At 67.7% G+C, this 19,048-nt stretch carries 16 protein-coding genes and 1 pseudogene; 10 read left to right on the forward strand and 7 right to left on the reverse strand.

Annotated features, from left to right (window positions below):
- Positions 1 to 12 precede the first annotated feature (12 nt).
- Positions 13 to 426, forward strand: coding sequence for an NUDIX hydrolase (locus ACIQRW_RS32225; RefSeq protein ID WP_103417968.1), 414 nt, complete (start codon positions 13 to 15; stop codon positions 424 to 426).
- 105 nt (positions 427 to 531) lie between these two features.
- On the opposite strand, the pseudogene ACIQRW_RS32230 reads toward ACIQRW_RS32225, so the two are convergent.
- From ACIQRW_RS32230 to ACIQRW_RS32245, 4 genes and pseudogenes are all read right to left on the reverse strand, one after another.
- A pseudogene (locus ACIQRW_RS32230) lies at positions 532 to 2,243 on the reverse strand (mobilization protein).
- The gene (locus ACIQRW_RS32235) at positions 2,240 to 2,800 is read right to left on the reverse strand and encodes a MobC family plasmid mobilization relaxosome protein (protein WP_403767111.1); all 561 of its coding nucleotides are present in this window, start codon (positions 2,798 to 2,800) and stop codon (positions 2,240 to 2,242) included. The pseudogene ACIQRW_RS32230 and the gene ACIQRW_RS32235 overlap by 4 nt, the downstream one beginning before the upstream one ends.
- Before the next feature lie 324 nt (positions 2,801 to 3,124).
- Entirely contained in the window at positions 3,125 to 3,979 is an 855-nt protein-coding gene (locus tag ACIQRW_RS32240) for a DUF2637 domain-containing protein (protein WP_403767114.1), read from the reverse strand.
- Between the two features lie 418 nt (positions 3,980 to 4,397).
- Positions 4,398 to 5,573, reverse strand: a complete 1,176-nt coding sequence (locus tag ACIQRW_RS32245) for a DUF3631 domain-containing protein (protein WP_403767117.1) — start codon at positions 5,571 to 5,573, stop codon at positions 4,398 to 4,400.
- A 477-nt stretch (positions 5,574 to 6,050) separates the two neighbouring features.
- Between ACIQRW_RS32245 and ACIQRW_RS32250 the strand changes: the two genes are divergently transcribed.
- The 3 genes from ACIQRW_RS32250 (at position 6,051) to ACIQRW_RS32260 (ending at position 9,948) form a co-directional block, all read left to right on the forward strand.
- Positions 6,051 to 6,893 carry a vWA domain-containing protein gene (locus ACIQRW_RS32250; RefSeq protein ID WP_403166070.1) on the forward strand — a complete coding sequence of 281 codons (843 nt, stop codon included), beginning with the start codon at positions 6,051 to 6,053 and terminating at the stop codon, positions 6,891 to 6,893.
- A gap of 209 nt (positions 6,894 to 7,102) precedes the next feature.
- On the forward strand, positions 7,103 to 7,759 hold the full coding sequence (locus ACIQRW_RS32255; RefSeq protein WP_403166073.1) for a hypothetical protein: 657 nt from the start codon (positions 7,103 to 7,105) through the stop codon (positions 7,757 to 7,759).
- Positions 7,759 to 9,948 carry a hypothetical protein gene (locus ACIQRW_RS32260; protein WP_403767120.1) on the forward strand — a complete coding sequence of 730 codons (2,190 nt, stop codon included), beginning with the start codon at positions 7,759 to 7,761 and terminating at the stop codon, positions 9,946 to 9,948. Before ACIQRW_RS32255 ends, ACIQRW_RS32260 begins: the two co-directional genes overlap by 1 nt.
- A 188-nt stretch (positions 9,949 to 10,136) precedes the next feature.
- Here ACIQRW_RS32260 and ACIQRW_RS32265 read toward each other — a convergent pair whose 3' ends face one another.
- A complete protein-coding gene (locus tag ACIQRW_RS32265) occupies positions 10,137 to 10,982 on the reverse strand; it encodes a hypothetical protein (RefSeq protein WP_403767123.1) in 846 nt (281 codons plus the stop codon).
- A gap of 583 nt (positions 10,983 to 11,565) precedes the next feature.
- Positions 11,566 to 13,104 carry a UvrD-helicase domain-containing protein gene (locus ACIQRW_RS32270; protein WP_403767126.1) on the reverse strand — a complete coding sequence of 513 codons (1,539 nt, stop codon included), beginning with the start codon at positions 13,102 to 13,104 and terminating at the stop codon, positions 11,566 to 11,568.
- Between the two features lie 154 nt (positions 13,105 to 13,258).
- Here ACIQRW_RS32270 and ACIQRW_RS32275 point away from each other — a divergent pair, with 154 nt between their 5' ends.
- On the forward strand, positions 13,259 to 13,489 hold the full coding sequence (locus ACIQRW_RS32275; RefSeq protein ID WP_403767128.1) for a FitA-like ribbon-helix-helix domain-containing protein: 231 nt from the start codon (positions 13,259 to 13,261) through the stop codon (positions 13,487 to 13,489).
- The gene (locus tag ACIQRW_RS32280; RefSeq protein ID WP_403767131.1) at positions 13,486 to 13,908 is read left to right on the forward strand and encodes a type II toxin-antitoxin system VapC family toxin; all 423 of its coding nucleotides are present in this window, start codon (positions 13,486 to 13,488) and stop codon (positions 13,906 to 13,908) included. Before ACIQRW_RS32275 ends, ACIQRW_RS32280 begins: the two co-directional genes overlap by 4 nt.
- Before the next feature lie 86 nt (positions 13,909 to 13,994).
- On the opposite strand, the gene ACIQRW_RS32285 is transcribed toward ACIQRW_RS32280, so the two are convergent.
- Positions 13,995 to 14,600 carry a TetR/AcrR family transcriptional regulator gene (locus tag ACIQRW_RS32285; protein WP_403767134.1) on the reverse strand — a complete coding sequence of 202 codons (606 nt, stop codon included), beginning with the start codon at positions 14,598 to 14,600 and terminating at the stop codon, positions 13,995 to 13,997.
- 224 nt (positions 14,601 to 14,824) lie between these two features.
- Between ACIQRW_RS32285 and ACIQRW_RS32290 the strand changes: the two genes are divergently transcribed.
- From ACIQRW_RS32290 to ACIQRW_RS32305, 4 genes are all read left to right on the forward strand, one after another.
- Positions 14,825 to 15,427, forward strand: coding sequence for a M23 family metallopeptidase (locus ACIQRW_RS32290; protein WP_403767137.1), 603 nt, complete (start codon positions 14,825 to 14,827; stop codon positions 15,425 to 15,427).
- 154 nt (positions 15,428 to 15,581) lie between these two features.
- Positions 15,582 to 17,216, forward strand: coding sequence for an ABC transporter substrate-binding protein (locus tag ACIQRW_RS32295; protein WP_403767140.1), 1,635 nt, complete (start codon positions 15,582 to 15,584; stop codon positions 17,214 to 17,216).
- A complete protein-coding gene (locus tag ACIQRW_RS32300; protein ID WP_403767143.1) occupies positions 17,213 to 18,187 on the forward strand; it encodes an ABC transporter permease in 975 nt (324 codons plus the stop codon). The genes ACIQRW_RS32295 and ACIQRW_RS32300 overlap by 4 nt, the downstream gene beginning before the upstream one ends.
- The gene (locus ACIQRW_RS32305; protein ID WP_403767146.1) at positions 18,184 to 19,047 is read left to right on the forward strand and encodes an ABC transporter permease; all 864 of its coding nucleotides are present in this window, start codon (positions 18,184 to 18,186) and stop codon (positions 19,045 to 19,047) included. The genes ACIQRW_RS32300 and ACIQRW_RS32305 overlap by 4 nt, the downstream gene beginning before the upstream one ends.
- The last annotated feature ends 1 nt before the right edge of the window (position 19,048 follow it).

Here is a 19,048-nt window from a genome sequence, read left to right on the forward strand (position 1 = left end):
GGAGGAGCAGTCGTGACGCAGCAGACCACGGACGAGCGGCCGGGCATCGCCGCCGCCATCGTCGTTCACGAGGGCCGCGTGCTCATGGTCCGCCGCCGGGTGAGCGAGGGGCAGCTCTCCTGGCAGTTCCCCGCCGGGGAGGTCGAGCCCGGCGAGGAACGTGAGGCCGCCGCCGTACGGGAAACCAAGGAGGAGACAGGGCTGACCGTCGAGGCGGTCAAGCTGCTCGGCGAGCGCGTTCACCCCAAGACAGGCCGCCTCATGTCCTACACCGCCTGCCAGATCCTGGGCGGCAGAGCTCACGTCGCCGATACCGAGGAGCTTGCCGAGCTTGCCTGGGTATCCCATGGCGACATCCCGGAGTATGTGCCGTACGGGCTGTTCGAGCCGGTGCAGGACTACCTCGACGGGACCTTGTCCGCGTAGACCTCTCCAAGTTCCGGCGGGGAACTGCGGGAGAGCACCAAGGCTCCACGACCTACTGGATCTTGCCTGGATGCAGGACTTCCGAGCCAAAGAACGCCTCCTCCCTCACAGACGTGGACGGTGCTTCTGTTCAGCTGGGACCGCCGACCGTGCGGGCTCAGCCACACCGGCCGATAGTGCAGTCGCGGACAGTCGCATGGTCGTAGTCCTGCGGGCCGCCTCGGCACGGAGGTTGGGTGCGGGGTTGCGGCTGGTGTGCTGGATGCGGGTGATCAGGACGCGGGCGGGCTGGCGGGCACTCGTGAGTTCGCGCTGAGCGGCGGCTTCCTTAAGGAGCTGGTGGGGCTTGTGACCGCCGGCTTCAGCATCGGCCAGGACGGTGGCGAGCGCTGGCCAGGCGGGTCGGTGAGGATGCGGTCGGCGTGGTCGGGGACGGCGGCCCGGACGTCATGGGCCAGGGTTCGGCTGGCCTGGTCGCTCGGCTGACGAGCGGCGAGGTTGTCGATGACCGGGGCGAGGGCGTGGTCGGCGGTGCTGTGTAGGTGGTGGAGGGTCTGGCGGGCGGCTTCGGCCTGGTGGGTGTGGTTCTTCGCCTCGTGCCAGCGGGCGGCGATGATTGTGGCCCAGACGAGGGCGGCGAGCAGGGCGGCGAAGGTGCTGCCATCGGGGCCGGTTGCGGTGTGGGCGATGTCGCGGGCCGCGCAGCGCAGGGTGTGGGCGGCCTGGTGCTCGGCTCGGATCTGGGAGCGCTGGGCGCGGGCGAATGTCCGTGCTGCGGTTCGTAGTTCGGCTCGGGAATCATCAGGGGCTTTCTGCGCGGTGGCCTCGATGAGTTCGCCGAGTGCCGTGATGTGGGCCTGGGCGTGGGTGTCGTCAGCCATGGCGGAGTTGAGGATGTCGACGGCATCGGTGGCCTGGTGCCAGGGGGTGGTGGGGCGCTGTCGGCGTGCGGTGGGGTGTTCTTCGGGTGCGGTGGTTTCGAGGCGGGCCTTGAGCTTGGGGAGGGTGAGGTCGGGGGCGATCCTTCCGCCGGGGTGGAAAATCTGTTTCCCGTCCTTGTTGAGGTCGCCGGGGCGGCCGGCGGCGTAGCCGAGGAGATCTCCGGACGGTCCGCGGCGGGGTTTGATCGCGATGCCGTCGGCTTCGAGGTAGGCGAGGAGTTCCTCGGCGTTGCCGGCGTGGGGGATGGCGGTGCGGATGCGGTCCTGGAGCCAGTCGCCGCTGGTCTGCTCCCAGCCGAGGCGTTGGGCCTTGTGCATCTCTGCCTGGGTGGGGCGCTTTCCGGCGGTGCGGTCGCCCTTCTTCAGTTGGCCCAGTCCGTAGTCGGTCTCGATCTGGCGGCAGGCGTCGCCGACGCGGATACCGCTGCCGTGGAGCTTGGGGCGGCGGCCGTCTTCGCGGACGGTGGTGGCGAGGATGTGGATGTGGTCGTCCGCGTGGCGCACGGCGATCCAGCGGCAGCCGAGGTCGTCGCCAGGCGGGGCGATGTCGGCGGCTTCGACGATGCGCTGGGTGATGTCGGCCCACTCGGCATCGGAGAGGTGCCGGTCCTCGGGGGCTGCGCGGACGGGGCAGTGCCAGACGTGGTCGGTGATCTTCTTCCCGAACTCGCTGTTCCGGAGGTGCACGGGTTCGTCCAGGTGGTGGGCGAGCTGGGTGAGGGTGGCGTCCGGGTTCCGGCCGGGGTCGGGCATGCCGAGCATCGCGAAGCCGGCGACGATGTGCGGGTCGAGGTGCTCGTCGTGGCGGCCGGGGCCGTAGAGGTAGGCGAGCAGGCCACGGGTGTTGGCTCCGGCCGGTTTGATGGCGGCTATCACGCGGCCTTCTCCTTCTCCGCCTCGGCGGGTTCACACAGGGCCCCGGCGAGCAGGTCCAGCAGGTGGTGCAGCTCATCGAGACGGTCACGTACGTCGGGCGGGGTGAGGTCGCTGTTGAGGTCGCGGGCAATCTGGTTGACGTTGACGCCGATCCGGTTGAGCTCGCGCAGCACCTGAGCGCGGAACATGTGGGTGCGGCGGCGGTCCTCGGACAGCGGCAGGTTCGCCGTGAACCGACCGGTGATGAAGGTGAGGGCGATGTCTGCGGTGAAGCCGGATTCCCCTTTGTAGCCGTGCTCGGCTGCTGCCTCCTGGAGCGCGGCGTGCTCGTCGCCGGTGAAGCGCAGCGGTCCGACACGGACGGTCCGCTTGGTGCCGGTGAAGCGGCGAATCGTCGGCTGCACGCTCTGCGGTGCTCGTTCGCCGGCCGTCGGTTCGGTGGCATGTGCTGGGCGAAGGATCTGCTGCTGGACGGCGTGGAGCTCGTCCTGGTCGGGGCCGCCCTCGGCCCCGACCTGCCGGCCAGGCGCCCCTTGGCGCTGGGCCGTCTCCGCCACCCCCGGGGCGGAGATCCCCGAAGACCGGCCTTGAGTCGGACTCGGGGTACTACTGGCTCCGCCCGGGGCCGTCCGCCCAAATGCCCGACGCAGACGGGACAGCAGCGTAGGGGGCCGTGTCGAGGCGGACGGCTCAGCGGGCGTGTCGTCAGGTAGGTGCTGGCTGTGCTGCATGGAAGATGCTCCAAATGCGGCTCGGCGGACAGGATCACGGCGACCCGGTGGCGCGAGCCATCGCGTTGTCCACAGGTGTGGGGATCTGCGGGGCGACCGGCGGGTGACCGGGTGACCGGAAGGGTTCCGGTCACCCGAGCACGCGAGGCGTCAACCGCCGGAGACCTTGACGCCAGCGGCTTCGAGTTCCGGCCGGAGCGACTCCATGACTTCGGTCTGCCGCGCGCTGCCGATCGTCAGATTCCGTTCTTTCACGGCAGCTCGCAGCAGGTCACGCGTGAGTTTGCCGTGCTGACGACCGGCGGCCCGACCGATGGCCTCCAGTTCCGCGATGGTCGCCTTCGGAGGACGGCCGCCAACTGGTTTGGCCTCTGGCACCGGGGACGTAAATTCCGTCCGCTCCTCGCCAGAAACTGGCGGATCCTCGGCGGCAGCGTCCTGCCATCGACCCTCACCGTGCTCACCGACCGGCCGGTTCCGCACAGCTACGGAGCCGATACCGGATGGGGCATCGGTTGGTGCCACAAGCTGGTGGATCTGTCGCATCAGCACGCCGAACGCGACCATCGCGGCGGCCGGAGGGACGGCAGCGACCACGTAGTCGAGGAGCGGAACGCTGCGTCCGTTGTCCGCGCCGCTGACCCCAGCGACGTTCAGTGCGATAGAGCCGACCGATCCGGCAGCGGTCACGGCGACCGCCCAGAGGTCGGTCGTACGCCGGAGCGCAGCACGCAGCATGAGCAGTTCGCTGGCGACGATGAACGCGTCCAAGGTGGCAGGCCAAGCCCACCGGCGGATGGGGGATGCGCCGAGCCCGTGCTGGCCGGCGACATCGGCGAGGTGCGCGTAGGACAGCCAGAACGCTCCGGCTGTCAGGGCCACGATGACGATGCCGGCCGCGCCGAGCGCGAGCTGTTCTGCGTCGGCACGCTTCGGTCGCTGCTCTTCGGCTGGGACGTCATCTCGGGTCTGCGGCGATGACGTGGTGAGGTGCGGGGCGGTCAAGCGGGAATCTCCTTGGGGGTAGTGGGTGAGGGGCGTCTTTGCCGTCTTGTGCGTTGCACGTGCAGGTCAGCGCGGTACGGCAGCGCGCCGGACGTGCCGTCTTGGCAGAAGCTCTGGCGTCTTGTCCCGACTCGGGACAGGGGTGAGGCGGATCCGCCCCGGCTCGTGTCCGAGCGCCTGCATCCGCTGGGACGGCCGGTCGCGGCAGCCGTCCCAGCGAGCAGGACTGTGACCTGCTGCGATACGGCGAAGACGCCTGAGACGGTGCAAGACGGATCTGGACGCCGTGCCCCTGCTGGCTGCACGTGCTCAGGCGCGTGCGCTGCCGTCTTGCCCTCGGCTGCCGTCTTGCTGATGTGGGCCCTGACCTGCACGATCACGGCAGGGACGGCAAGTACGGCAACCAGGGAGGTGGGGGTCAGCTTTCGCCGCGACGAGCGTCGACCGGGTGGATGGTCGGGCAGTAGCGCCGCCAGGCGTCCAGGAACTTGTTGCGGGTGTAGCCCTTGCGCTGAGTCCGGTCGGCCATGCGCACGTTGCCGGGCCGAATGTCGTAGTCGCGCAGCATCCCGCTGAGCTCCCGGGAGGTCAGGCCGTAGCGTCCACGCTCTCCCCACGGAGCTTCGGCGTCCGCGTTCAGGTGGTGCAGGAGGTCTTCGGTGGAGAGGCTGTCCGCCTCCCGCTGCGCGAAGAAGACCCGTCGGATGTCAGCGAGGATGCGCGCCCCACTCGGGTGGTCCTCCTCGGCCGCCACCTCGGCCGCGACCATCCGTGCGCACGCGATCCGCGCGAGCCGTGGCCAGCGGCCGCCGGCCAGGTCCGCAACGATCACAAGAGGCTCCCAGGTGTCGGCGGCTCGATCCTCGACCGGCATCTCCGGCTCCAGGCTCGCAGCGTCCTCCAGTAGCGGGAGGGCCCAGGCGCGGATACGGTCGCGCAGTTCGTGCAGAGCGGGGATGTCACGTCGCGAGCGGAAGGGCTTGACCTTCTCGCCCTCGGCCCTGCGGCGCATGCGGATGACGACGGATCGATCCATGACGGTGTCCGGCAGGTCACCGATGCCCGCGATGGCCGCCATGGCGAAGGTGGCGAACTTGTGCGGGGTGTGGTCGTTGCCAACGACCCGGGTGACGTACCGGCCGCGCTGGTGGCCGGTGTTGAGGAGGCCGCGTGTCTCCTCGTTCTTCTCCGCGACCTTGGGGCCGAAGATGGTGTCGGCCTCGTCCACCAGCAGCGTCGGCGGCTCCTCCTCGTTGATCGAGCGGAAGATGGCCGCTGGTGTGGTGTTGATGGTGAGCATCGGCTCGTGGACCGTTTCGGTCAGCACGTCCAGGAGCCGAGACTTCCCGCACCGCTTCGCAGGTCCCACCACTGCCAGCCGCGGGGCGTGCTGCCAGGCGGGCTGGAGCTGCGTCGCCGCCACCCAGAGGGTGGTCGCGTCCAGCACCTCGGGAGAGGGCGGAATCACGAACTGGGCTACCTGGGAGCGCAGTTCGTCCAGCAGATCCGAGCCTGGCGTCGGCTCCGCGTCGGGAATGGTCTCCAGGCTCCTTGCCGGGTCCGCCTCGCTGCCGTCAGCCGGGCCATCGTGCATCTCCGCTGTGGCATAGGCGGCCTGGGCCGGACCCAGATGAGCGCCGGGCCAGCCGGGGATAGCTGTGGTGGGCCAGGCCGCTCGGGCGGGGGAGGAATAGGAGTCGGGGTTCTCGGGTTGAAGGCCGAGAAGGCGAAGTCCAAGCGGAAGAAGAAGGCCAAGGCCAAGAAGGACGCCAAGAAGGGCTGAGAGCCCATCCGGTCACGGCCGAGGGCTCGAGTCCCAGGCCGTCACGTGCAACGACGGACCCCAGACGCCCCACGTCACGACGCGTGAGTCCAGACTGCCGCGGGCGGCGTCGCCGGAAGCTTGACCGACGAGTACATCAAGCCTTTTCGGAACATGTGAAGACCTCCAATCCCGCTAACTGAGCTGCACTGCATCCGCTACCATCAGCCTCCCTGGGGGGTCAGGTTTCCGTGCGCGTCCCATGCCGCGGCGCTCAGCCCCTGCCACGCAGAGGAGCTGGTCGCCGAGATGCCGTACACCGCCGAGATCAGCCGGACCAACCCCGGTTGCTTCATCTTCCTCGTAGACCAGTCAGCCTCGATGAGCGATCCCATCGGCAGCGGTGAGGCGGTACAGCAGCGCGCCCAGGTCGTGTCGGACGCCATCAACCGGTTGCTGACCGAGCTCTCGGTCAAGTGCGCAAAGGAAGAAGGCGTCCGCGACTACTTCCATGTCGCGGTAATCGGCTACGGCCACAACCAGGTCGGTTCTGCCTTCACCGGCGCGCTCGCTGGCCGGGACCTCGTACCGTTGAGCGAGATTGCGAACAACCCCGCCCGTCTGGAGAGCCGTACGAAGAAGGTTCCGGATGGCGCTGGCGGCCTCGTCGAGACAACCGTTCAGTTCCCTGTCTGGATGGACCCGGTCACCAACGGCGGCACTCCCATGACCCGCGCCCTCGGCTACGCCGACTCCCTGGTAGCCCGCTGGGTTGATGAGCACCCGGGCGGTTTCCCGCCCATCGTTCTCAACCTGACCGACGGCGAGTCCACCGACGGTGATCCCACGAGCGCGGCCATCGGGCTCGCCTCGCACGCCACCGCCGACGGGTCGGTGCTGCTCTTCAACCTGCACGTGTCCGGGGCCGGCGGGACTCCCGTCACGTTCCCCGACAGCGAGGGCGAACTCCCGGACACCTACTCCCGGCTGCTCTTCCACATGTCGAGCGTGCTGCCCAGCCACATGCGCTCCTACGCTGCTTCGCAGGGGCACCGGGTCAGCGAAGCCACACGCGGTTTCGTCTACAACGCCGACATTACCTCCATCGTCGAGTTCCTCGACATCGGTACGCGCGCCACGGAACTGCGCTGATCGGCATGGGCGCACACCCAACGCCCATCGACTTCCAGTGCTTCCTGGTGCCCAAGGCAGGCAGCTCTCCAGAGGAATGTGAGGACGCCACATACGTTGCGTCGTCACCCGACGAGCATTCTGTCTTCGCCGCCGTGTCGGATGGGGCGTCCGAGAGTCTGCTCTCCGGTGCTTGGGCCAGGCAGCTCGTAAGAGGCGCCGTCGCCTCGATGGTGGCTGCCGACGACCGCCAACGCGATGGGGAGACCAGCCAGTCCGAGTCCTTCGTCCAGGATCTCCTGACCCGCACCGTCGGTCAGTGGGACGGCTACATCGCGGAGTATCAGGCGGAGCGGGCGGCCCGCGGCCGACCCATCACCTGGTACGAGCAGCCAGGGCTGGAAAAAGGGGCCTTCGCCACGCTGGTAGCCGTCCACATCCGGGCGGCACCAGCGGTTCCGGAAGACCCTGAGGACCCACGGCCTTGGACCTGGCACGCCTTCGCCCTCGGCGACAGTTGCCTCTTGCACCTCCGCGAGGGCCAGCTGATCACCTCATTTCCCATCGCTGACGGAGACGGCTTCGGCATCACCCCACAGCTGCTCGGCAGCCGCAACTGGGATGCCGAGCTGATCGCAGACCGCGCGTCGACCGCGACTGGTGAACTACGCGCGGACGACGAGCTGCTGCTGGCAACCGATGCGCTGGCCGCATGGTTGCTACCACACCCTGAAATCGCTTCGGGCGGATCCGGCAAGCAGCTCGGAAAGCTTGCCGATCTGGGCGAAGAGACCTTTGCCGAGTGGGTCCAGAGCGAGCGCGACAAGTCCCGGATGCGTAACGACGACGTAGCCCTCATTCGCATGCGGGTGAAGACGGAGGGGTAATGGCGGTCTCCCGCACCGGCGGACCTGCCGCAGGACGGAAATTCCCGACCGGCGCAAACTATGTGGAAGCCCTCCAGAACCCCACGCTGTGCTTCGAGGACCCTGACCTCAAGCACGGGACGGTCCAGCAGAGCCCCGTACTCGGCCCGAAGGCGATCTCGGGAAATTTTGCAAGCGTCTTCTCCATCACCGCCCCGGGCGGACAGCGGTACGCACTGAAGTGCTTCACTCGCGACAGCAGCACGCTAGAGGCCCGCTATCAGGCCATCAGCAGACAGCTAGCCGGCCTCAGGCCCTCCGGGCTGTCCCAGCTTTGGCCGGTCGGCATGGAGTATCTGCCAAGAGGCGTCCTCGTCGCCGGTGAGTGGTACCCGGCTCTGAAGATGGCCTGGGTGGAAGGCGCCAGCCTGATCACGTGGATCGAGCAAAACGTCCGGGACGCGGCGGCGGTTCTCAGGACGGCTGAGCGGTTCGCTGCACTGGTCGCCGACCTGGAGAAACTCGGCGTCGCCCACGGCGACCTCCAGCACGGCAATCTCCTGATCGCCGCCGACAGCACGCTCCGCCTTGTCGACTACGACGGGATGTACGTACCTGCGCTGAAGGGGAAGGGCGCCACGGAGAACGGACACCGCAACTACCAGTCCCCGACCCGTACGAGCGCGGACTTCGGCCCTGCTATGGACCGCTTCTCGGCCTGGGTCATCTACCTCAGCCTCGTTGCGATTGCCACTGATCCCACCATCTGGGACCAACTGCACGATAAACAGGGCGAGTTCCTGATCCTGAAAGAGGACGACTTCAAGGAGCCGCGATCCTCACTGGCCTGGAGCTTGCTGCTGACCCATACAGACCAAGACCTCCGGTCGCTGGCTGCTCAGACGCACGGGCACCTCACGGCGACCGCCCAGGCGGTTCCCCCGCTGACCACGGCAGGGGCGATCCCGACCCCGTCCCCGCGTCCGGCCCCTGCGGTGATCCAGCAGGGCGGAGCCCCCTCCTGGCTGGCCGGGCACATTCCGCAGCCCCGGAACACGCCTGCGGCAAGCGGCGCGGGTATGGGTACAGCCGCCGGTACAGGCTTTGCCCGCCGGCGCCCCACAGACATCCTCGCCGGTGTGTTCGCGCTGACCGGATCGGCAGCGCCGGCCGCACTGACGGCCATCAGCATGCTGCCGACGGGCTACGTGGGCGCCGCTCAGCTGGGAGCCCTGCTCCTGTCTGGCGGGGCCCTCCACGCCACCCGACGCTCCCGCCCCGAAACTCAGGCTTCGAAGGCCCGGATAGTGGTGCTCCAACAGCAGGTGGATGCATTGGCGGACTCGGTGGCAGCGGCGCAGAGGATCCACCAGGAGATCGAAGCCCTGAACGCGGCCAGCGCGAGCCGGGACACGCAGATCAGCCAGCAGATCAAGAGCCTGCAGACCGAGCTGCGCGACGAGCAGTCGCGGATCACCGTCACGCTCAACAAGGAGACCGGGAAGCTCAGGACCAAGCTGAGCGGTCTGACCAGCAAGGAACAGAAGCAACTAGACGCCGCGCTAGCATCGGCGGTCAGGACACACGTCCAGGACAGGCTACGCCGGACGTCCATCCAAGACGTCAAGAAGCTCTCCAACATGGGCAGCGGGACGGTCACAAACCTGATCGCCGCCGGTATCCACACAGCCGCCGATTTCACCGGGGTCCGGTACGTACAGGGCAGCAGATACGGCAACCGTGACGCGTACCTCATCCGCTCTAACGGACATCAGGTCAAGATCCCAGGCGTCGGCGAGGTCCGAGCAGCAGCGCTCGAAAGCTGGCGGACCTCACTGGAGCAGCGGGCCCGAAAGTCGGCTCCCACCAGCGTAGGCGTCCAGGAACGGGCCGCGATACGGCAACAGTTCGCTGCGCGAAAGAAGAGATACGAAGCGGAAATCACGCAGGCCGAGAACGCGGCCCGCCACAAGCGTGACCAGCTCCAACAGCGCATCACCACTCGTCTGCAGCAGACCAACGTGGAGAAGCAGCAGCACCAGGGGGCCACCCAGCAGCAGCGCGCGGTGCTGCTTCAGCGCCAGGCTCAACTCACCGACGCCACCACCACGCATGGCCTGCTGGTCACCCAGCTCACCGCAGCGGGCGCGGAACACCGCCGCGCCTTTGGCCTGCGCCGCTACCTCCGCTTCGTCGTAACAGGCCACTGACCGGCCACCCGCCACGAAGGAGCCACACTCATGCTGGCGGCCGACACAAAGCCCCCGGCCGCAGGAAAGAAGAAGGCGTAGCGAAAGAAGCCCCAAGAAGTAGGGGCCACAGCACTTCCGCTCATTTCCTCCTACTCCGACCGGAAGGCGCGATACACAGTAAGCAAAAACACCTGATGAGAGTACTTTCAGTAGAGCGCGATTGCATCCACCACGATGGCGGGACCTGCAATGTAGGCGCGTACGTCCTCGGCCGGAAGTTCGAGCTGCAACTGATTCACTACGCTCTCTACAACGTCACCCACGCTGGGCATCAGCTTGCGCCGCATCATGTGCTCCCAGCCATGGAGCAGCCACTCCTCGGCGCTGAGGTACCCGTCGTCGCCATCAGGGATGAGGCGACTGACACTACCCAAGACGCGCAGTTCACCCTCTACCCTATTGGCAGATGCTTCGTCGAGAAAGTGGTCCGGGCTCACGTTGATGTAGACCTTCTGCGGCAGGCGCGACCCGGCTAGCTCCAACAAGACTGGGATGGGCAGGAGTTCGTTTCGTAGATACACCTGCTTCAGCTGCTCGGCGACTCTCGCGTCACTGATATCGAAGTCGAAGATGCTGCCCAGATCACCTTCCGCAGTCTCCATGAGCCGCCGAAAGATGAAGAACATCTTGCCGTCTAGGCTAGCAGCGGTGATACGAGTGATCCCCTCAACCTCAACGAGATCGTCTTTCCCGAGGACTGTATTGCCGTCCGGGTCAACCTTGACTGCGGCAGCGGCACCAATGAGGGAATCGATGACCTTGCTGACGGTCACTTTCTCTTTCGGCTCCAGGCTGTAGGCCGACTGATATTCGACGTCCGTTCCCATGGACGCATCCACTCCGAAGCCGGAGATGCCAGCCTTTCCGACACCGGACCTCTTGCGCACTGTCTTCTCGACGATATCCGCCTGCCGCGGCACGTCGATGTCGTAGTACTCCGCCTGCGAAAGCAGGGTCTCGGTGTCCAGGTAGATGGGTGACCGCAGCGCCATGATGCAAGTCTCTCACTGGCCACCGACAGTGCCCATCCTTGCTCCAAATCAGCAAGCTTCCTGCAACGGCGCAAGCCACATGTCAGAGGTGCCGAGTCGCAGGCCACGGGACCTGCCGCTCACGCATCGCTCACGCAAGCAAACCTGCAGCACTCTAGCCGCACACCCGGCCACGCCTCGGAAACAGAAAAGGCCAGGTCAGACAATGTCTGACCTGGCCTTTCTCTGAGCCGCCTTCGGGATTCGAACCCGAGACCTACGCATTACGAGACCGCGAGCGTTCGTGCTGCTTGGTGCTTCGCCGTACTGGCCGCTGACGTTTGTGCTGATCAGAGCACGTGCAGGAAGTTGACTCGTGCTTCTTCGTGATGCACCGTCCAAAGGCGTCTGTCCACCGGCTGTCCACCGGCTGTCCACCGGTGAGGCAGCAGGAAGAGGTCAGCGGGGGCACTGCGTGGCTGCGAGCGTAGCTCCTGACGCCGCAGACGGGCAGACAGAGTGCTTGTCCGACCTCGACAAAAGCACCTGCGTCGGCAGCGAGTGGAGGTGTGGCCTCGATCGGCAGGCACCCCCGGCGGTCGGTTCAGTTCGGAGATGATTCCAACGTGTCCCAGGGAGAGGGGGCTTCGCGCTCTTGGCGCGGATGTTTTCCGCCGGGGTTGCCGTCGGGGTGCTGGTTGATCCAGCCCAGACCGCCGATGTCGAGTCGCTGACGGGCGCGGGTGACGGCGACGTAGGCGAGGCGGGCTTCGGCGTCGTCGATGTCTCCGGGCAGTGGGTCACCGTTCTCGTCCGTCTCTTCCTGGTCCATCGGCTCGGTGAAGTCCTCGCCGATGCGGACGGAGGCCCATTCTCGGCCCTTGGCCTTGTGGGCGGTGGAGACCACGATCTCAGCGCCCTGCTCTACGGAGAGTCTGTCCACCGCGGCGAGAATGACGTCGACGCCGTGTTCGTCGACAAGATCGACCAGGAGCAGCAGGTCACGGCCGGACGGGTCGTATTCGGCGTACTCCTGGAGTTCGCCCCAGGAGTCGAAGAGGATCAGCTCGGGGTGGGTGCTGCGCCTGCCGGTCTTGAGGTCGCGGGCGGCTCGGGCAAGAGCCCGCAGGGCCTCGCCGCCACCGACGAGGGCGACGCGGCGGCCTTCCTCCAGCAAGCGCATGACTTCGAGCATCGCGCCGACATTGGACCGGCACAGGATCGCGTCCGGTTCCTGGACGCGTTCGAGGCGGGTGTTGATCGCCGGGGTACCGGTCAACCGGATCGGGGAGTCGACGATATGCAGCCACCGGTTTGCCTCCTCGGCGAGCGCGGAGCCGAAACGGAAGGACTGGGACAGGGCCAGCTGGGTACCGTCGAAGGCGCTCATCACATCCCGGGCGCCGCGCCAGCCGTAGATCGCCTGGGCCGAGTCACCGACCATCACCAACTGGGCGTGTTCGCGCTGGGCGTTGAAGACCTTCTCGACGACGGGGTTGGTGTCCTGGGCCTCGTCGAGCAGGAGGAAGTCCGCTTCGATCCTGGGCTCGGTCAGGGCCCAGATCTTCAGGTAGTGGTCGTGGTCGAAGCGTACGACGCCATCCTGGGGATTCTGGACGTCTTCCCACGCCCGGTTGGCGTACGGCAGCACGACGTCGACGAGCTGGGCGTGCAGGTTCTCGGCTTCGATGCCGCGCAGGCGCGGGACGTGGTGGCGCTGGATGGTGCGGTCCGCGGACTGGCAGAAGCGGGTGACGGTCCGCAGTACGGTGTACGAGAGCGCCTTGTTGGTCACGTTCCGCTCGCCAATGCGGATGCGCATGTTGACGGCGATGCCCAGGGAGGCACCGATCTTCCAGCCCGGCAGCCGGGGCGCGTTCATCCGGGACCCGTACCTGTGACCCACGGCGCCGAAGGCGAGAGAGTGCGCGGTCTTGCACCGCACGTTGCTGGAGAACCTGTGGGCTGCGTCGTTCGCGATCGACTTGTTGAACGCGATGTACCGGCCTGATGTGGTTGTACTGGCCGCGAGCATCGCCAGCGTCGTCGTCTTCCCGGTTCCGGCGCCAGCCTGCAGGACCATGTGCCCCCCACGCCGGAAGGTATCGACAGCCGCGCTCTGCTCAAGGGTGGGTGCGGGCATCGTGCTCCTCAATGGGTGGGTGCGGCTTCACAACGCGATCGCACGGTGACACACAGAGATGTTCCGCGTCCGGTGATCACAGAATCCGCTGCCCCTTCCGTGCCCGCCGACACCGAGGACTGCATATTGCCTGCAACGCTGCTAAACTGGAGTCATGACCGCGATCACGATCCGGGATGTCCCGGACGACACAGTCAACGCTCTGAAGGTCCGCGCCGCACAGGCGGGCAAGTCGCTCCAGGCGTACACCCTCGATCTCCTCTCCCGGGAGGCCGTCAAGCCCACCCTCGCGGAAATGGCCACACGCATGGAGCGTGAAACCCGCACCGAGCTCAGCACGCCCGACATCCTCGACGCCATCGAGGATGGGCGGGACCGACGTTGATCGTCATTGACTGCTCGAGCCTCGTGCACTTCCTCCTCGACCACGGCAGGACCGGAACCGCGATCCGTGAGCGAGTAGGCCGCGCCGACACTCTCGCGGCGCCCGGCCTGCTGGACTACGAGATCACCTCAGCCGCCTTCGGGCTCGCCCGCGGCCGGCGAGGGGACAAGCCGAAGATCACGGAAAAGGAGGCCCTGAAGGCGATCACCGACTACCAGGCCCTCGCCCTCGACCTGCACCCCACGCTGGTCCTGTGGCAGCGCGTACGTGAGCTGTCGAACAACCTCTCCGTCTACGACGCGCATTACGTGGCCCTCGCCGAGAGCTTCGGTGTTCCGCTGATCACCAGCGATGCCAGGATCGAGCGCAGCGGAGCTGCACGCTGCACGATCGAGACCTTCGGTGCATCCAGCACCTGAATCTGGCAGCACCAACGCGCAGGGCTCGGCAGCGTCATTGGCCTCAGGACGGCCCGCGGTTCACAGACACAACGTCGGCCTCGGCATCACGGCGCCAGCAAGGTGTCGGCTGTGGCGAGGGCCGCGTAGCCGAAGAGGTGCGCTTCGGCGCCGGCTCGGCTCATGGAGGTCTGCGCGATGACGTGGTAGCCGTACGCGTCCTCGAGCGCGACCAGGTTGGCGGCGATCTCAGCTGGGGGACTCCGCGGCACGAAGGCGCCGGTTTCCGCGCCGGCGACGAGGATGCGCTCGTACAGCGCCACTTGCCGTTCGTAGAGCTGTTTACGGAGCCGTGCGTCTCCCGGCCGACGCCGGGCCTGCGGGGAGAACTCGTAGAGCAGACAGCACAGTTCGTCGTCAGGTCCGGTGGGCAGGCCGGAGCGCAGGACGGCGGCGAGCTGTTCGCGGGGGTCTGCGCGGGAGGCGGCGTCGTTCTCCCGTTCGGTGCAGAACCGGTTGACGGCTTGAGCGAAGACCAGGTCGAACAGCTCGTCGAGTTCGCGGAAGTAGTAGGTCACGGTGCCGGTGGCCACCCCTGCCTGGTCTGCCACGTCTCTCACTCTGGTGGCGCCGAGGCCTCGCTGGATGATCGCCGCACGGGCGGCGCCGATCAGGTGCTCCCGGCGCGCGTCCTGCTGTCTGGGTCTGGCCAATTCTGCGGTCCTCGATCGGGCGGTCGGTCGCGGGGTTCGCCGATGATGCTATCCCGCACCTCTTGACGTGGACACCTCTAATCCCTAGTTTTTTGTCGTCCCGTACGAAGAATTACGGGTTCCGGCAGAGCCGGACTCGTACCGACCGAGCGCAGTTGTGCGTGGTGAGCGGCGAGGCGGCCTCTGCCGCCGCGCCAGGTGTTCCGTCGAGAGGAAGGCCGTTCATGCTCGGATCAGTAGCTGGGGAACCCCGCCGCACGCTCGCGGCGGTGGCGGCGGCCGTGGTCATGGTCACGGGTCTCGCTGTGGCCTCGCCCGCCGCTTCCGCGTCCACCGCGGTGTCCGCCCCGCCGGTCGCGGCGGCGGAACTTCCCGCAGGAACCTGGTGGGGGGTTCAGGGTGGCGTCACGACGTCGAACTACAACGAGTACTTCCCCGGATACCAGTTCGGGTGCAACGGCGATCAGCGGCACAAGGGCGTCGATGTCGGGGCCCCGACCGGCAACCAGGTCTATGCCTGGGGCCGCGGCAGGGTCGTCGGGCGCGGCTACGACCCGGGTGGGTACAACCGGTGGATCCAGGTCTACTTCCCGTCCGTCGACATGAGCCTGACCCTTGGACACCTGTTGGACGGATCGGAGCTGCGCGTGGGGACCACCTTCACTCGTGGGGCGTTGTGGGCGAAGGTCGGCACCAGGGCCGATGGCCTGAACCACGCGCACGTCCACTTCCGCGCCACGCGCGGTAACCATGGGGCGAGCCCCATCGGGCCGTGCGAGGACATGAACCCCTTCGTCCTGTGGGACGCCCTCGGACTGCCTTCCTGAGTACGTGGTCGGCGAACGCTCCCCCGTCCGTCGGCCATCCCTCTTCCCTCTCGCCCACCGGCCGCTTCCCCGGTCCTGCCGCGGACGCCGCGGTCGGTGCGCCTCTTTTCGCCCCCGCGCCATCGCGCATGTGCCCTTTGCGAGGCATCTCGGCATGATCTCCAGACCTCTGCGCCTGACCGCTGCCCTGCTCTGCCTGGTCAGCGCCTCCGTTGCCTGCCAACAGTCGCCCGGTTCGGGACCGTCCGGTCCCGGATCTGCGAAGCTCCAGGTCACGACCCCCGCGGCGAAAGGCGCTGTCGACTCCTTGCGCTGGAACGTCGGCACCGAGCCGCCGTCTCTCGACTGGGTCTACGGCTACGACTACCCGCCCAACACGGTGCTGTCGAACGTATGCGAAAGCCTGATGCGCATCGGCCCGGACTTCTCCGTGCAGCCGAACCTCGCAGAGAAGGTGGATCACCCCGACCCACTGACCTATGTCTACACCGTCCGCCAGAACGTCACGTTCCACGACGGGTCGATGATGACCGCCGAGGACGTGGCCTACAGCCTGTCCCGGCACCGGGACGCGAAGGTCGGTTCCTACTGGTCGACCGCGTACGCGAACGTGGCATCCGTCAAGGTGTCCGGGCCACGGCAGGTGACGGTGAAACTGTCCCGCCCTGACGCGCTGTTCAACGAGCTCATGGCCGTCCCGCCCGGTGTGGTGGCGAGCAAGGCGTCGGTGCGGAAGCTGGGCAAGAGGTTCGGCAGTCCGGACGGGGGGCTGAACTGCACCGGGCCGTTCAGCCTGAAGCGGTGGTCGAAGGGTCAGTCGATCACTCTGGAGCGGCATGACGGGTACTGGGACCCGGCTCGCGCGGCGAAGCCGGCGTCCGTGGAGTTCGTCTTCCTCAAGGACGTCACGACGTCCGTCAACGCGCTCGTGGCCGGCGAGGTCGACGGGGCGTACGGGGTGGCGGCCCCGAGCTACGCCCGCCTGCGCTCCTCCGGCAAGGGCGCTCTGGTCTTCGGGCCCACGACCTCGACGGTGAACCTCGTCGTCTCCGATCTGAAGGGCCCGCTCGCCGATGTGCGGCTGCGCCGCGCGCTGTCGCTGGCCCTTGACCGCAAGGGCTTCGCCAAGACAGCGTTCGGTGGCTACGCGGAGCCGTCCCGCGCCGTGGCCTCCCGGTTCACCTGGGGCAAGGGACCTGCCCGCGCCGTGTTCGAGAAGGCATGGAAGTCGCTGCCGCCGGCCGAGCAGGACGTGGCCGAGGCCAAGCGGCTCGTCGCACAGGCGGGCAAGCCGTCCCGGCCGATCGTCGTCGCGGCGAGCAACGCCGGCTCGGTGAACCCGCTGATCGGGACCGAGGTCCAGGCCGCCGGAAAACGCATCGGCCTGGACGTCGAGATCAAGGCGATCGCCCCGGAAGCCTACGGCGCGCTGTTCGGCGACGCGAAGGCCAGAGAGGGCATCGATCTGTTCCACACCAGCTGGTACGCGGACATCGCGCAGCCGCTGCAGGTGTACCAGAACTGGCACAGCGAGAGCTTCGCCAACTACGGCGGCTACCGCGACGCCGCCTACGACCGGCTGATCACCGAGGCCCTCGCGGAGCCCGACCCGCTCTCACGGGCGGAACTCACGGCCCGTGCGCAGCGCACCGTCAGCGAGCAACTGCTGTGGATACCCCTGGTACAGACGCCCGGCACGCTCTTCATGAACCGCCGCATCACCGGTGCGCCGGCGACCAACGCCTACCTGTACTACCCGTGGGCCGCGCGGATCGGCAGCTCCCGGTGAACACGGCCCAGTTCGTGCTGCGCCGACTGGCCGCACTCGTGGTGACGCTGCTGGCGACTTCGCTTCTCGTGTTCAGCCTCGTCCACATCGCCCCGGGAGATCCGGCCGCGTTCCTGCTGAGGGGGCGATCGGTCGACCCGGAGGTGCTGGCGCAGATCCGCACCCAGTACCGGCTGGACGAACCGCTGCACGTCCAGTACACGCACTGGCTGAGCGGCGCGGTGCGGGGAGACTTCGGCCGCTCCGTACAGTTCCGTCAGGACGTCGCCGGTCTCATCGTCTCCCGGCTGCCGACCACCCTGTTCCTCGCCGCCTACGCCACATTGCTGAGCTTGGCCGCGGGTATGGCGCTGGGTGTGCTGGGAGCTCTGCGCCCGGGTTTCGTCGACCGCGTGGTGGTGATCGGCTCCACGGTGTCGTCGGCGATGCCGGGTTTCATCGCGGCGATCGTTCTGATCGGTGTGTTCGCCGTCGGCCTGGGCTGGTTCCCCGTGTTCGGCGCCGGTGAGGGATTCACCGGCCGGGTGTGGCACCTGACGCTTCCGGCGCTCGCGCTCGCGTTGTCGATCGCCGGGCTGCTCGCGCGGATCACCCGCACCTCGATGCTCACCGAACTGGGCCGCGAGCATGTCGAGGTGGCCCGCTCGCGGGGCCTCGCCGAGGCCAGAGTGGTGCGGCGGCATGTGCTGCGCAACGCGCTACCACCGGTGATGACCGTGACCGGCCTGGTGGTGGCCGGCCTGGTCGTGGCGACCGCGGTCGTCGAAGTGGCGTTCGGGCTGTCCGGCGTGGGATCCCTCCTGGTGGAGTCGGTGACCGCGAAGGACCTCCCCGTCATCCAAGCCGTCAGCCTCCTGGCGGTCCTGGCGTTCGTGGTGGCCAACACGGCCGTCGACCTCCTCTCGCCGCTGGTCGACCCGAGGCTGCGAACTCCTCGGCGCACCAGGCGGCGCAGGGAGGTGACGGCATGAGCGTCATCGCTCTGCGTCGCCGGCCCGGGCTGCGTAGCGTGCGGCGCCTCGGCGGCCGCGACAGGTTCTTCTCCGCGTCGCTGGTCGTCCTCGGCGTGCTGGTGATCACCGCGGTGCTGGCTCCGCTCCTGGCACCGCACGATCCGGAGTTCACCGACTTGAACTCCTCGCTCGCCCCGCCCAGCCTCGCCCATCCGCTCGGAACCGACTTCTCCGGCCGAGACACCCTGTCCCGGCTCATCCACGGCGCCCGCATCAGTCTGCTCGGTCCACTCGGCGTCGTAGCCGTCTCCTCTGTCCTCGGCACCCTTCTCGGCCTGGTGGCGGCGTGGCGCGGCGGGTGGCTCGACACGCTGATCTCGCGCGGACTCGACCTCGTCTTCGCCTTTCCCGGCTTGTTGCTGGCGATGGTGGTGGTCGCCGTCACCGGCCCGGGGCTGCTGGCCCCGACGCTCGCCATGGGCGTCGCCTACACGCCCTACGTCGCCCGTCTGGTGCGCTCCGCCGCGATCGGCGAACAGGCCAAGCCCTACGTCACCGCGTACCGGGTCCAGGGCTTCTCCGGGCCGGCCATCGCGTTGCGGCACGTCCTGCCCAACGTCTCTCCGGTCCTGCTGGCCCAGTCAACGCTCAACTTCGGCTACGCCCTGCTCGACCTCGCGGTCCTCTCCTACCTCGGCCTCGGTGTGCAGCCCCCCACACCGGACTGGGGCTCGGAGATCCAGATCGCCCAGCAGGCGGTACTCGCAGGCTCACCGCTGTCCGCGGCGGCACCGGTGCTGGCCGTCATGGTGACCGTCGTCGTCTTCACCGTCGTCGGCGAAGCTCTCGCCGACCGGGTCACCCACAGGGAGCGCTGAC

This window comes from Streptomyces sp. NPDC091287 (genome assembly GCF_044768525.1).
GTDB lineage: Bacteria > Actinomycetota > Actinomycetes > Streptomycetales > Streptomycetaceae > Streptomyces.